Raw genomic sequence first — 13,492 nt, 5'->3', positions numbered from 1 at the left:
GAGCCGGACGCACCCCTGAGGCCGACTACGCTCCCTTAGAGCGGGATTCGTGGGGGCGGAGGGATGAGTGACGGTCAACGGGGCGGTGAGCCATCAGGCGGCGGCGACGTCGGCGACGCCTGCGAGCGGTGAGGCGGTCGGGCGGGTGCTGGGCACCCAGGCGGCCTCGCCGCTGTCGTTCTGGGTGGGGCTGGAGCCGGGCAAGGTCGTCCAGCTCGACGACGTGGTGGTGACCAGGCGCGAGGTGCCGGGCTACGGCACGGTGCTGGTGGCCGGTGTGGTGACCACGGTGGAGGCCCGGCACGAGGGCGCCGCGTACGACTCCGACGTCTTCCTGATCGCCGACGGCGCGCTGCCGGCCGCGGTGGTCGAGGTGGCGGAGGTGCGGGTGACGCGGGTCGAGCCGGAGGTGTTCGTGCCGCCGCTGCCCGGCTCCAAGGTCTTCCTGGCCGGCGCGGGCGACCGTGACCAGGCTCTGTACTTCGACGTGATGGACCGGCGGATCCCCCTCGGGATGGGCCGCGACGGCCAGCCGCTCTACGTCAACTTCGACTTCCTCGACGGCACCCGCGGCGCGCACGTGTCGATCTCCGGCGTGTCGGGCGTGGCCACCAAGACCTCGTTCGCGACGTTCCTGCTCTACTCGATCTTCAATTCGGGGGTGCTGGAGGGCGAGGCGGCCAACACCAAGGCGTTGATCTTCTCGGTCAAGGGCGAGGACCTGCTCTTCCTCGACCACGACAACGTCCGGCTCGACGAGCGCGCCGCCGGCGTCTACGCCCGGCTGGGGCTGCCGGCCAGGGCGTTCGGCAGCGTCCACGTGTTCGCGCCGCCCCGCCCGGGCGACCCCAACGGCGTGCCGCACGTCTCGGCCCGCACGCAGGGGGTGAGCGCCTTCTACTGGACGCTGGTGGAGTTCTGCCAGGAGGAGCTGCTGCGGTTCGTGTTCGCCGACGCCGACGACGAGCGCGCCGGCTACTCGCTGCTGGTGGGGCAGGTCGCCGCCCGGCTCAAGTCGTGGGCCGAGCCGGTGGGCGACGGCGGCGCGGTCATGGTGCGCGGCATCTCCTGCCGGACGTTCGCCGACCTCGTGGAGATGCTCTCCGACCAGTTGCAGGACGAGAGCGCGCGCGGCGAGTGGAGCGGCGCGCAGACGCCGCTCGGCACGGTCAACGCCTTCCTGCGCAGGCTGCGCAGCGCGGTGCGCCCGCTCTCGCCGATCATCCGGGGCGATCTGCCCTTCTACCGCAACCACTCGGTCCGCACCTCCGACGCGCAGGTGTCGATCGTGGACCTGCACAACCTGCCCGAGCGGGCGCAGCGGTTCGTGGTGGGCGTGGTGCTGCGCGGGGAGTTCCACCGCAAGGAGTCGTCGGGCACGGCCCGGCCGCTGCTCTTCGTGGTCCTGGACGAGCTGAACAAGTACGCGCCGCGCGAGGGCGACTCGCCCATCAAGGAGATCCTGCTGGATGTGGCCGAGCGGGGCCGTTCGCTCGGCGTCATCCTCATCGGCGCCCAGCAGACGGCCTCGGAGGTGGAGCGGCGCATCGTCTCCAACAGCGCCGTACGCGTCGCGGGCCGCCTGGACCCGGCCGAGGCCGCCCGGTCCGAGTACGGCTGGCTGCCTCCGGCCGTGCGGGAGCGCGCGACGATCGCCAAGCCGGGCACCATGTTCGTCGCCCAGCCGGAGATCCCGGTGCCGCTGGCGGTCGCCTTTCCCTTCCCCGCCTGGGCCACCCGGCCGGCCGAGGCTGCGACCCAGCCGGCCAAGGTCTCGGCCGATCCGTTCCAGGGCCTGCCCGGCGTCGAAGACGACATCCCGCCCTTCTGACCACAGGTGGTTTCGTGAAGATCCTGCACACCGCGGACTGGCATGTGGGCAAAGTGCTCAAGGGCCGTCCCCGCTTCGACGAGCACCGGGCCGTGCTGCGCGAGCTGGTCGCCGCCGCCCGCACGCACGACGTGGACGCCGTCATCGTGGCCGGCGACCTGTTCGACACCTCGGCGCCCACGCCCGAGGCGCAGTCGCTGGTGCTCAACGCGCTGATGGCGCTGAGCGGCGACGGCCGCGACGTGGTGGTGCTGGCCGGCAACCACGACAACCCGCAGCTGCTGGAGGTCTACCGGCCGGTGCTGGGCAAGCTCGGCCTGCACGTGATCGGCTCGTTCCGGCGCCCGGACGCGGGCGGCACGCTCGCCTTCACGGCACGCTCGGGGGAGCCGGTGCGGCTGGCTGTGCTGCCGTTCCTGTCGCACCGGTACGTCGTACGCGCCGCTGAGGTCCTCACCGGCACCGCCTCCGACCACAACCGCGACTACGCCTCCCGCATCGGCGAGCTGATCGGCGCGCTCACCGCGGGCTTCCACGCCGACACCGTCAACCTGGTCACCACCCACGGCACGCTCCCCGGCGGCGCGTTCGGCGGCGGCGAACGGGAGGCGCAGTCGATCTTCTCCTACTACTTCGAGCCGACCGCGTTCCCGCCCGCCACCCAGTACGCCGCGCTCGGCCACCTGCACCGCCGCCAGCAGATCCCCGGCCCGTGCCCGATCTGGTACAGCGGCTCGCCGCTCAACGTGGACTTCGGCGAGGAGGGCAACACCCCGGGCGCGCTGCTGGTCGAGGTCACCCCGGGGCGGCCCGCCGTGGTCAGCGAGCTGACGTTCGCCTCGGCCCGCCGCCTGCGTACCGTGCGCGGCACGCTGGAGCAGCTGGAGGGCATCGAGCCGGGCGACGACTGGCTGAAGGTGATCGTGGAGGAGAAACCGCGCGTCGGCCTGGCCGACGACGTGCGCGAGCTGCTGTCCGGGGCCGTCGACGTCATGCTGGACGAGAAGTTCCGGCCGGTGCCCGCCACGCGCAGGACCGGCTCGGGCGAGCGCAGCCCGCGCGAGCTGTTCCGCGACTACCTGACCGCGACCGGCCGCCACGACGAACAGGTGGCCACGCTGTTCGACCGGCTCTACGACGAGGTGACCGGCTGATGCGCCCCCTGCTGCTGCACCTGGACCACTTCGGCAGCTTCCGCGAGCCGGTGACCGTCGACTTCTCCGACACCGAGTACTTCGCGCTCGTGGGCGCGACCGGCGCGGGCAAAAGCACGATCATCGACGCGATCTGCTTCGCCCTGTACGGCACCGTGCCCCGCTGGGGCAGGGAGAACGCCGTCGCCCACGCCCTGGCCCCGTCGGTCACCGCCGGCAAGGTGGCGATGGTGTTCGACAGCGACGGGCGGCGCTACGGCGTGGTCCGCGCGATGGTGCGCGACGCCAAGGGCGCGGTGCGCACCAAGGAGGCCAGGCTCGACGAGCTGGACGCCGCCGCGCCGCTCGCGGAGGCGTTCGACGCGGTGGTCAAGCCGGTCGCCGAGGGCGAGAACGTCACCCCGGAGGCGCAGCGGGTGACCGGGCTGGAGTACCGGTTCTTCACGCAGTGCGTGGTGCTGCCGCAGGGCCGCTTCGCCGAGTTCCTGCACGCCGCGCCGCGCGAGCGGCAGGACCTGCTGGTGCAGCTGCTCGACGCCGACGTCTACGAGCGGATCAGGCAGAGCGCCGCCCGCGAGGAGGAGGCCGCCAAGCAGGCCGCCTCCTTCGCCCGCGACCAGCTCGCCAAGCTGTCCGGCGCGACGGAGGAGGCCGAGCGCGAGCTGGCCGAGCGGCTGGCGGCGCTGCGGCGGCTGGCCGAGACCATCGGCGCCGACCTGGACCTGCTGCGTGCCCGCGAGGGCGACATCCGCCGCGCCGAGCAGGAGCGGGCCGCCGTGGCCGAACGCCAGTCGGTGCTCGCCCAGCTCCGCATGCCCGCCGCCGTCCCCACCCTGGCCGCGGCCCGCCGCGCCGCCGCCGAGTCGGTCGAGACGATGGCCGCCGACGTGGCCAGGCTGGAGGCCGACGAGCACGAGGCGTACGAGGCGCTGGCCGCGCTCGGCGACCGCGGCGCGCCCCGGGCGGCGCTCACGGCCCTGGACGCCCGCGAACGCCGGCAGGCCGAGGCCGCCCGCGCCCGTGCCGCCGCCACGTCGGCCGCCGCCTCACTCGAGGGCCTGGCCGCCGAGCGGACCGCCGCCGAACAAGCGCTCGCCACCGCCGAAGCGCAGCGCGAACGCCTGCGCGACGCCCACGCCGCCGCCCACCTGCTCAACCGGCTCGCCGTCGGCGAGCCGTGCCCCGTCTGCCGGCATCCGGTCGCCGAGCTGCCCTCTCACGAGCCGCCCGCCGACATGCGCACCGCCGACCGCGCCCTCGCGGGCGCCCGCGAACGCGCCCAGCGCGCCGGAGCCGCCTGGGCCAAGGCCGAGACCTCGGCCTCGATGCTGGCCACGCAGGCCGCCGGGCTGGAGTCGGAGCTGGCCGCGCTGCCCGCGCCCGGCGACCGGGCCGAGCTCGAGGCGCGGCTGGCCGCCATCGCCAAGGCCGACCAGCTGGTCGCCCAGACGCGCAACGCCGTACGCGCCGCACGCGGCGGCCTCGAGCAGGCGCGGGCCGCGGCCGAACAGGTCGAGCGCCAGACCGAGAGCGCCTGGCGCACCCTGGAGACCGCCCGCGACCGGCTGCTCGTCTCCGGCGCCCAGGACGACCCGCCGCCATCCCTCGCCCGCGAGGACCTGCACCGGGCCTGGACGGAGCTGCTCGGCTGGCGCGACCGCGCCGCCCAGGCCGCCCGCGCCGCGCTCGCCGAACGCGAGGAGCAGCTCGCCCAGGCCCGCGACCGGCTCGCCGCCGACCGGCGCAGGCTGGGCGAGCGCCTGGCCGAGCACGGCGTCGTCGCGTCGCGCGACGCCTCTCCCGACCAGCTCGGCGCCGCCGTCGCCGGCTCCGTCGCCCGCGCCGACAGCGCACTCGAACGCCTCAAGGAGGAACGCGGCCGCGCCGCCGACCTGGACCAGCAGGTCGCCCAGAAGGAGCACGAGGCCAAGGTCGCCCACGAGCTCGCCCTCCGCCTGCGCGCCAACGCCTTCGAGCGCTGGCTGTGCGCCGAGGCCCTCGCCGTGCTCGTCGCCTCCGCCTCCGACACGCTGCGCGAGCTGTCCGACGGCCAGTACGAGCTCGCGCTCGCCGACAAGACCGGCGACATCGAGGTGATCGACTACGGCGAGGCCGGCATGCGGCGCAGCGCCCGCACCCTGTCCGGCGGCGAGACCTTCCAGGCCGCCCTAGCCCTGGCGCTGGCCCTGTCCGGCGCCGTCGCCAGGAGACTCGACTCGATCTTCCTGGACGAGGGCTTCGGCACCCTCGACCCCGCCACGCTCGACACCGTCGCCACCACACTCGAACGCCTCGCCGCCGGCCAGGAACGCATGATCGGCGTCGTCACCCACGTGCCCGCGCTGGCCGACCGCGTCCCGGTCCGCTTCGAGGTCAGCCGCGACGGCAAGGGCTCCCACGTACGGAAGGCGACCGTCGCTCCATGACCGGCTTCACCGTCGACCCGTGGGACCCCGGCTACGCCGCCGCCCTCGCCGTCGAGAACCTCTCCGAGCTGGGCACCACCAGCGCCGAGCTGATCCTCGACATCGAGCAGCCGGCCGCCGACTGGAAACCCGTCACGCCCGGACCCGACGCCTCCGCGCCCGAGACCCTGCTCGTCGCCGACGGCGTCCGCAGGATCGACGCCCGCGTCTGGGTCCACGATCCCGACGCGCCCATGCCGGTCCCCGGCATCGCCGCCTCCTACGCGGCCGGGATCGTCCGCTGCGGGCCGGAGGGCGCCGACCTGGCGGAGATCCAGGTCAACCGGACGCTCATCTCCGCCTCCCCGTACGCGCCCGAGGTCAAGACCACGCACGCCACCTACCATCCCAGCAAGGCCGCCGACGCCTCCTTCGAGGAGCTGTCCCTGGCGCTGCAGCGCCAGGTCACCCAGCTCGAGGTGGACCTGGCCGTCCGGCACCGCAACCGCGGCGACGACCTGCTCCTGGTGGACGGGCCGCTGCGCGGGCGTACGCACGTGCCGCGCACGGTCGGCTACATCAAGACCCACCACACCGCCTACCTGCCGCCGCCCCAGTCCGCGGTGGTCGCCGCCCTCACTCCCGGCCAGCGCACCCCCGTGTTCCTCATGGGCACCAGCTGGCGGCGCCACGCCTGGTACCTGCGGCTCCCCGTCCAGTCGTCCGCGCCGTGGGCGGGCGTGGCCCGCTGCGAGGCCAGTGCCGACCTCGACCCCGCCCAGGCCGTACGGCTGGCCGACTCCGTCACCCTCGCCCTGCCGCCGCTGGCGGGCGTCGACTACAAGGACCCCCGCGCCCCGCAGAACCTGGTCCCGATCGGCGGCCTGGAGAAACTCCTGCGCCACCACCTGGGCGACAGCCGCCTGCTCTACCGCGCGCTGCGCACGGCCGCGACGGCCTAAGGAGCACAGGCACTCCACGCGGCGGCCCGCTCCTCCTCAGGGAGGGGCGGGCCGTTCGTGCGTCCGGAGTCCGTCAGCGTCACTCGACGGGCTTGTGGTGGTCGTGGTCGTGGTCGTGCTCGTGCTCGAAGTCCTCCTTCTCCCACCGGTCCTTGTTGAACTCGTTGTCGCTGTAGAAGTCCCTGCGGTGGTCGAAGTTGAAGCTGTTGTTGCGGTTGAAGACCTGGATGTCCGCCTCCTCGTAGTTCCGGTGGCGGTGCGGGCGGTGATGCACGACCTTCTTCTGGACGTGGACGCGCGGCGCTGCCTGCGGCGCCGGCGCCGGCGGGCCGCCGGCCTGGACGGCGGGGAAGCCCGTGCTCGCTCCGGCCACCCCCTGGCCGAAGGGAAGGAACATGAGACCGGCGGCCGCGCCGGTAAGAGCTAGTGCCACGAACCGCCCATGGCGTGAGGTCCGTGACCGCCGACTTTCAGTATTCACTGCTCTCGTTTCCGTTCATTGGATTGGACGGCCCGTAATCCGGCAGCCGCCATTTCGGCGGAGTATTCGGATTCACCAGGCACTCAGACGGAAGCAGACATACCCCTACCAGATACTCACAGTTACCTCTTAGACCCCAAACAACCCGTAAAACCTATGAGGTGTTATACATCCATTATTTTGATGTTTGGCAGCATCGTCGCCGATGTCGCCAGCTGGGAGCGGGGTGCGCCGGCGGCCCGGCTGATGGCCGGCGCGCTCCAGGGTGGGCGACGTGCATGATTACGGGCAGTTATGGGCACAACGGACTTCGTATCATTAAGAGGCTGTCTAGCCTGAAATATGCCTATTTGTCGGGGGACTGGAGGCATCGGCCATGCGGAATGGCGGAACCATATTCGTCGGCACGTTCACCGTGGTGCTGCTCGTGACCGCAGGCTGCACCTCGGGCGGCTCCAACCCGCCGCCCGGTAAGCAGCTGGGTCCGGCGGCCAAGCTGTCGATCATGCCTGCCGACGGCACGAGGAAGGTCTCCCCGGACACCGGGATCAGCGTCAAGGTCACCGACGGCAGGATCACCAGGCTGACCGTCGCGGACGCCAAAGGACAGGAAGTCAGCGGGAGCGTGGGCACGGACGGGACCTGGCGGCCGTGGTGGCCGCTGAAGCCGTCGACGGCGTACACGGTGAAGGCGCAGGCCATCGGCACGGACGGGAATCCGGTCACGGCGCAGGCCGGGTTCACCACGCTCAAGCCGAAGCGGGTGCTCGGCACCGGCGTGTCACCGATGGACGGTGAGAAGGTCGGCGTCGGGATGCCGATCCAGCTCATGCTGACGCGGCCGGTGACCACGCGCGAGGACCGGGCCGCGGTCGAGCGGTCGCTCGAAGTACGGATGTCCAAGCCCGTCGAGGGCGCCTGGAGCTGGGTGAGCGACCGGGAGATCCAGTTCCGGCCGCGCGAGTACTGGCCGACCGGCGAGCGGGTCACAGTGATCGCCCACCTGGCCGGCCTACGGGTCGGACGGGACATGTGGGGCGCCCAGGACCGCAGCGTGACCTTCACCGTCGGGCCCGAGCACATCACCAAGATCCGCAACTCGACCCACCAGGCGGTCGTGCGGAAGAACGGCAAGGTCGTCAAGACCATCCCGATCAGCCTCGGCAAGCCCGGCGACGAGAGCTACTCCGGCACCATGATCGCCCAGGAGAAGGCCGCGGACGTCCTCATGGACTCGGCCACCATCGGCAGGCCGGGCCTGTACTACGCGCACACCAAGTGGAACGTCAGGATGACCTACAGCGGCACGTACTTCCACGCCGCGCCCTGGTCGGTCGACGCGCAGGGCAGCCGCAACGTCAGCCACGGCTGCGTGAACGCCAGCACGGCCAACGCCCACTGGTTCTACAAGTTCACGCAGCGGGGGGACATCATCAAGGTCGTGGGGACGTCGCGCAAGCTCGAGTTCGGCAACGGGCCGACGCCGTGGGCCAAGTCGTGGGAGGAATGGCTGGCGGGCAGCGCCCTCGGCACGTCGATCAACGCCTGACTCTCGTCTCCGGCCGCCGCCACGTGCAGCCCCGGCCCCCTGCGGGGCCGGGGCGCCGCCGTATCGAACAGGCGGATCAGCCGGTGGCGGGACGCGGGGCGCGCAGGTGGGCCCGCTGCGCCAGTTCCCTCTCGTCGACGTACGTGAGCATCGGCTGACCCGGCTCACACAGCATGAACACGACGAACTTGGTCGGCGAGTCCGGCAGGGCGTTGCCGTCCTGGTAGTGGATCACGTCGCCGCCCGGCTCCCAGAACGTCTCACCGGCCTCGACCACGCGCTCCGGCTCACCCTCGAGCTCGAACCGGACCGCCCCTTCGATCACGTAGCCGAACGCCGGCCCCGAGTGGCGGTGCGGAGCGGTGCCCGGATGTCCGGGAGGCCACGCGACGAGTACGGTCATCCCCGAAGCGCCTTCGGGGATGAAGGGCGGCTGGATGTCCGCCAGCATCGTGGGTCCGGACGCCGCAGGGCGCTCCTGCTCGGCGGTCCCGACGCCTGAGTTCTTCTTCGACACGGTATTACCCCTCCGTAAGCCTGCCCGGAACGGACGATCTCGCCTCCGGTGTCACACAACTACCCACATACACGCAGGTCAGATCGGTCTGAGGGCACCGGGCCGAGGCTTTGGGCAGCCGATCCTCGGCCATTACCTGGATGCCTTCCGGCTCAGGGGGCGAGATTGATCGTGGCCGGGATGCCCTGGCGGGTCATCTTGGCGTACGGGCACAGCGCGGTCGCCTGGGCGAGCAGCGGGGTGGCCGTGTCACGGTCGACTCCGGGCCACCTCACGACGAGGTCGGCGCGTAGCTGGTAGCCGCCGTCGGCGGGGTCGCGGCCGAATGCGACGGACGCCTCCACGGTGATCGGCGACGGGTCGAGGAGGTGCCGGCGGGCCAGCAGGCTGAGGGCACCGTGGAAGCAGGCCGCGTATCCGGCGGCGAAGAGCTGCTCGGGGTTCGGGCCGGGGTTGTCGCCGCCCAGTTCCTCGGGCATCCGCAGCTCCAGGGCGAGGGCGCCGTCGGCGGAGCGGGCCCGGCCGGGGGCCCGGCCGTGTGCGGAGCTGCCGCCGCTCACGGCGACGCGCGTGACGTAGAGCGGTCTGAACGCGGAGCCGCCGTAGTCGTGCTCCGTGGACAATGCCGGGTCGTTCACAGGTACACCTTCCAGCTGCTGGTCATGGGCGGTGCCAGCGCTGCAACTTGTCGGGGTTCAGCACGATCCACACCGCGGTGACCTTGGCTCCGGCGACGCTCACGCCGGCCACCGCCACGGCCCGGCCCGCCTGGCGCAGCACCAGTCCCGTCCGGCCGTTCACGGGCTCGACGGCCACCTCGGTGCCGGGCCGGCCGGTCAGCAGAGCCGTGAGGAACCGGGCGATCGCGTCCGCGCCGTAGGTGGGGCGCACGGCGGCGCGCAGCTTGCCGCCGCCGTCGCTCACGACCATCGCGTCCGCGGCCAGGACCGCCCGCAGCGCCGCTGTGTCCCCTGCCTCGCAGGCCGCGGCGAACCGGCGCGCGACCCGGTCGTGTCTGGCCGGCATCGCCCGGTCCGACCCGGCCTGCTGGTGTGCCAGGCCGGTGATGGGTTCGCGCCGGAGTGCCTGAGCGGGGGTGGTGGCGGGCGCTCCGGTCGTGCCGAGTTGCGGTGTGCCGCTGGGGGCGGGGGCCGGGGCGGCGGCGAGCAGGTCCAGGCAGATGCTCCCGGCGACCCGCGTCAGCCAGGCGCGTGGCACCGCGATGCCGGCGCGCTCGTCCTCGCCGAGTGCGTACCAGCGGCGATAGGTCTCCTGGACGATCCGGTCAGCCGTCGTCTCCGAGCCGAACATCCACGTGGCGATCTCGAGCAGATGCCGCCGTTCGTCGAGCATCTCCGCCAGCGTCCCGGCGCTCACTTCGGTCATGTCCTGCCGCCCGTCCACGGGGTCGCCCGCACGATGTCCTCTTGTTCTGTCGGTGTCGGCAGTTAAGACCGGACAGCCCGGCTTGTTGTGACGCCTGTCCAGCCCCTCCCAGGAGGGTCGGCGTCCCCGCGGGAGCGTGAGCGTTCGAAGGCGTCGAGCTTGGCCGGGTTGACGATCCACATGACGTGATGGATGCCCTGCGGCGAGGCCTCGATGGTGAGGAGGGTGGCGTCGGTGCGGTTGCGGGGGACGAGCACACCGGCACGCCCGTTCACCTCGACCCACGTCAATGCGGTGTCCGGCCAGAATCGTGGCGCGTACGCGGCGAGGAACTTCGCCACGCGGGCGCTGCCCAGCAGCGGGAACCGCGCCGCCCCTCGGATGCCGTCGCCGTCGGAGGAGCTGACGACGTCCGCGGCGAAGAGGTCTTCGAGGGCGGCGATGTTCCCCGTCTGGGCGGCGTCGAGGAAGACCTTCAGCAGGCGCCGATGCTCGATCTTGTCGATGGGCTCGTGTCGTGCGGCGGTCAGATGTCTGCGGGCGCGGCTCACGAGCTGGCGGGCATTGACCGCGCTGACCTGGAGGATGTCGGCGATCTGCGGATAGGGGTAGACGAAGGCCTCGCGCAGCACATAGGCGGCCCGCTCGGTGGGGGTGAGTCTCTCGAGCAGCAGCAGGAAGGCGAGTTCGAGCGCTTCGCCCCGTTCCGCGCCCAGCGTGGGATCGTTGCTGGTGTCCACGGGTTCGGGGAGCCAGGGCCCGATGTAGGCTTCGCGTCGCGCGCGAGCGGACTGCGCGACGTTGATGGCCAGGCGGGTGGTGACCAACGCCAGGAAGGCCGAGGGGTTCTCGACGGTGGAGCGGTCGGTGTTCTGCCAGCGCACCCAGACGTCCTGAAGGATGTCCTCGGCTTCCACCGCGCTGCCGAGCATCCTGTAGGCGATGCCGAACAGGCGTGGGCGCAGCTCGACGAAGGCGGAAGCAGCCTGTTCGAGTGCGCTCGCCTGTTCCAAAGATGGCGTATGCATTGGTTCCCCCGACTTGGCGGCATCGGCGCCAAGTTGTCACATCGATTCCCCTGTCGGCCAGTGGCTCCTCACCACCGGCCGACCACCCGTCACACGGCCGGGTGTGCGCCGTTCAGTTCCGTACGTGGCCGGCGGCCTCGAGGACGGCGGCGGTCGCGGCGTCGGGCTGGGACGCGGCGATCGCGTGAGAGGCGCCGGCGATCTCGCGGGAGCCGGCCCGTTCGGCCATGAAGCGCAGCGCCGTCGCGGCCATCAGCGCGGACTCGCCGGCGTCGAGATCGGCGCAGAACTGGTGGTGGAACGGGTCCGTGGCGATGCGGAACTCGTTGCCGCCGGAGAAGACCGGGTAGGCCTCCGGCGCGTCGCCCAGAGTGCTGTCTTCGAATCTACCGGACCGCAGCAGCGCGCTCTCGCCAGGGTCGGGGGCGGGGATGCGGTGGCGGCACCCGGCGTGTCCGGCCGGGGCCGGTCGCTGACGGCGTTGAGCAGGTTCGCGGCCGACGCCAGGCGCAGCAGCGGAGGCATGCTACGCACCGTGTTCGCCGGGCCGGGAGTCGTCCTCGAGGGCCTCGACCGCGTCGAGCAGGCCCCGCAGGCCGATCTCCTCGCGCTCGGCGTCCGTCGGATCGAAGAGCCACTCGGTGACCGGCATGCCCGCGACCTCCTCAGGACGGCTCGCCTCCGCCAGGGTCACTTCCGCCTCGACCTCGACCTCGAGCTCATACAGAAAGTCGCCGTCGCCGCTCGGAGCAGCGCTCATCATTCCTCCGTAGGTGGTTGGACAGCCTGAAGTGAGGACGCGCGGCTACTTGGCGGGGTTCTGCCCGAGCCAGTCGCGGTATCGGATCTCGCCGATGATCGCGCCCTCACCCGGCACCAGCGTCCGCTCGCCCGGCACGCTGCCGTAGTAGGACGCCTCCGGGTCGGTGACCACCGTGCGCGGGTCGCCCCAGGCGGCCAGGGCCTCGCGGAAGAACTCGTCCATCCGGGACTGCTCGGGGCCGGCCACCTCGACCCGGCCGTTCAGCGGCTGCCCCACCGCGACCCGGCCGACCGCCTGCGCGACCTCTTCGCCCGCGATGGGCTGGTAGCGCACGGGCGCGATCCGTACCGAGTCACCGTCCGTGGCCGCATCGGCGATGCTGCGGGAGAACTCGAAGAACTGGGTGGCGTGGACGATCGAGAACGGGATCCCCGACTTCTCGATCAGCTGCTCCTGAGCGATCTTCGCCGCGAAGTAGCCGTTCTCCGGCATCCGCTCCGTTCCCACCACCGACAGCGCGACATGGTGACCGACCCCGGCCGCCGCCTCCGCCGCCAGCAGATTGCGCGTGGAGGTCCCGAAGAACTCCATCACCGCGGCGGGCTCGAACGACGGCGAGTTCGACACGTCGATCACCACCTGCGCACCCGCCAGCACCTCCGCCAGCCCTTCCCCGGTGAGGGTGTCGACACCGGTGCTCGGCGCCGCCGCCACCGCCTCGTGCCCGTGCTCACCGAGCTTCGCCACCAGCTTCGACCCGATCAGGCCGGTCCCGCCGATCACGACGACCTTCATGGCAAAAACCCCTTCTGTCCGCCGGGGCACCCATGTGCCGACCGGTCCGCCAGCTAAGACAGAACAGCCTCCGGGCTTGTGACAGGTAGCGTGAAAATTCTTTCCGCAGCGGAAATCTTCCTCGGCTTTACCTCGTCCGTACGTTCGCCTCCCCTGGCGGGCGCGTCGCGGGTGGCCGGGCACGTGAAGGCGTTCGCGGGCCACTTCTGGACCAGAGTGTCACGGACTCGCCAGAGCCGGCGAGGCGCAGGCCCTGACGACGCGTTCCGGCGGTCGCGGTCATGATCGTGAAGGCGACCAGCAGAACGCAGCCGGCCGTGATCGCCGCGACCACGGCTGCCAATGAGCGGCCGTGGCCGGCACGCCGGCGGCGAGGATCAGCACGCCGGCCATCTGCACCATGGTCAGCAGCCGGTAGGGGACGTCGTCGGTGTCGTACGACGAGGCGAACCACGTGAAGTTCATCCACGCCCACCAGATCGCGAAGAACACCTGAAGGAACGGGACCAGTCCGGCGAGGCCGTGACCGGCGGCGATGCCGTGCGCGAGCTGGGCGGTGACGCCGGCGACCGCGACCACGAAGGTCAGGTCGAACAGCAGCTCGAGACGGCCGGCCCCCGT

At 71.9% G+C, this 13,492-nt stretch carries 13 protein-coding genes and 1 pseudogene; 5 read left to right on the top strand and 9 right to left on the bottom strand.

All coding sequences use genetic code 11. From position 1 onward, the window contains the following. Positions 1 to 67 precede the first annotated feature (67 nt). The 4 genes from ABD830_RS17870 to ABD830_RS17855 are packed head-to-tail and all read left to right on the top strand — an operon-like array spanning position 68 to position 6,352. The gene (locus ABD830_RS17870; protein ID WP_344988426.1) at positions 68 to 1,831 is read left to right on the top strand and encodes an ATP-binding protein; all 1,764 of its coding nucleotides are present in this window, start codon (positions 68 to 70) and stop codon (positions 1,829 to 1,831) included. Positions 1,832 to 1,845: 14 nt separating this feature from the next. Then, positions 1,846 to 2,985, top strand: a complete 1,140-nt coding sequence (locus tag ABD830_RS17865) for an exonuclease SbcCD subunit D (protein ID WP_344988424.1) — start codon at positions 1,846 to 1,848, stop codon at positions 2,983 to 2,985. Next, positions 2,985 to 5,411: an AAA family ATPase gene (locus ABD830_RS17860; RefSeq protein ID WP_344988422.1), complete on the top strand. Its 2,427-nt coding sequence runs from the start codon at positions 2,985 to 2,987 to the stop codon at positions 5,409 to 5,411. Before ABD830_RS17865 ends, ABD830_RS17860 begins: the two co-directional genes overlap by 1 nt. Then, positions 5,408 to 6,352, top strand: a complete 945-nt coding sequence (locus ABD830_RS17855; RefSeq protein WP_344988420.1) for a hypothetical protein — start codon at positions 5,408 to 5,410, stop codon at positions 6,350 to 6,352. Before ABD830_RS17860 ends, ABD830_RS17855 begins: the two co-directional genes overlap by 4 nt. A 79-nt stretch (positions 6,353 to 6,431) precedes the next feature. Here ABD830_RS17855 and ABD830_RS17850 read toward each other — a convergent pair whose 3' ends face one another. After that, positions 6,432 to 6,785, bottom strand: coding sequence for a hypothetical protein (locus tag ABD830_RS17850; RefSeq protein WP_344988418.1), 354 nt, complete (start codon positions 6,783 to 6,785; stop codon positions 6,432 to 6,434). 424 nt (positions 6,786 to 7,209) lie between these two features. Here ABD830_RS17850 and ABD830_RS17845 point away from each other — a divergent pair, with 424 nt between their 5' ends. Next, positions 7,210 to 8,382, top strand: a complete 1,173-nt coding sequence (locus ABD830_RS17845) for a L,D-transpeptidase (RefSeq protein WP_344988417.1) — start codon at positions 7,210 to 7,212, stop codon at positions 8,380 to 8,382. Between the two features lie 76 nt (positions 8,383 to 8,458). Here ABD830_RS17845 and ABD830_RS17840 read toward each other — a convergent pair whose 3' ends face one another. The 8 genes and pseudogenes from ABD830_RS17840 to ABD830_RS17805 form a co-directional block, all read right to left on the bottom strand. Then, positions 8,459 to 8,899: a cupin domain-containing protein gene (locus ABD830_RS17840; protein ID WP_344988416.1), complete on the bottom strand. Its 441-nt coding sequence runs from the start codon at positions 8,897 to 8,899 to the stop codon at positions 8,459 to 8,461. Between the two features lie 152 nt (positions 8,900 to 9,051). Next, positions 9,052 to 9,537, bottom strand: coding sequence for an Ohr family peroxiredoxin (locus ABD830_RS17835; RefSeq protein WP_344988414.1), 486 nt, complete (start codon positions 9,535 to 9,537; stop codon positions 9,052 to 9,054). Positions 9,538 to 9,559: 22 nt separating this feature from the next. Beyond that, on the bottom strand, positions 9,560 to 10,285 hold the full coding sequence (locus ABD830_RS17830; RefSeq protein ID WP_344988412.1) for a sigma-70 family RNA polymerase sigma factor family protein: 726 nt from the start codon (positions 10,283 to 10,285) through the stop codon (positions 9,560 to 9,562). Between the two features lie 62 nt (positions 10,286 to 10,347). Then, entirely contained in the window at positions 10,348 to 11,298 is a 951-nt protein-coding gene (locus ABD830_RS17825; RefSeq protein WP_344988410.1) for an RNA polymerase sigma-70 factor, read from the bottom strand. A gap of 127 nt (positions 11,299 to 11,425) precedes the next feature. Next, positions 11,426 to 11,566: a hypothetical protein gene (locus tag ABD830_RS17820; RefSeq protein ID WP_344988408.1), complete on the bottom strand. Its 141-nt coding sequence runs from the start codon at positions 11,564 to 11,566 to the stop codon at positions 11,426 to 11,428. Between the two features lie 273 nt (positions 11,567 to 11,839). Next, complete coding sequence (locus tag ABD830_RS17815; RefSeq protein WP_344988406.1) at positions 11,840 to 12,073, bottom strand: hypothetical protein; 234 nt, start codon at positions 12,071 to 12,073, stop codon at positions 11,840 to 11,842. Between the two features lie 45 nt (positions 12,074 to 12,118). Further along, positions 12,119 to 12,871 carry an SDR family oxidoreductase gene (locus tag ABD830_RS17810; protein ID WP_344988405.1) on the bottom strand — a complete coding sequence of 251 codons (753 nt, stop codon included), beginning with the start codon at positions 12,869 to 12,871 and terminating at the stop codon, positions 12,119 to 12,121. Positions 12,872 to 13,150: 279 nt separating this feature from the next. After that, positions 13,151 to 13,474 (bottom strand): annotated as a pseudogene (locus ABD830_RS17805) (low temperature requirement protein A); the annotation flags it as partial. Positions 13,475 to 13,492 lie beyond the last annotated feature (18 nt).

The organism is Nonomuraea helvata (assembly GCF_039535785.1).
In the GTDB taxonomy this organism is placed as follows: Bacteria; Actinomycetota; Actinomycetes; order Streptosporangiales; family Streptosporangiaceae; genus Nonomuraea; species Nonomuraea helvata.
Note: the sequence above shows the minus strand (reverse complement) of the source record. Positions and strands in the feature narration are given on the sequence as shown.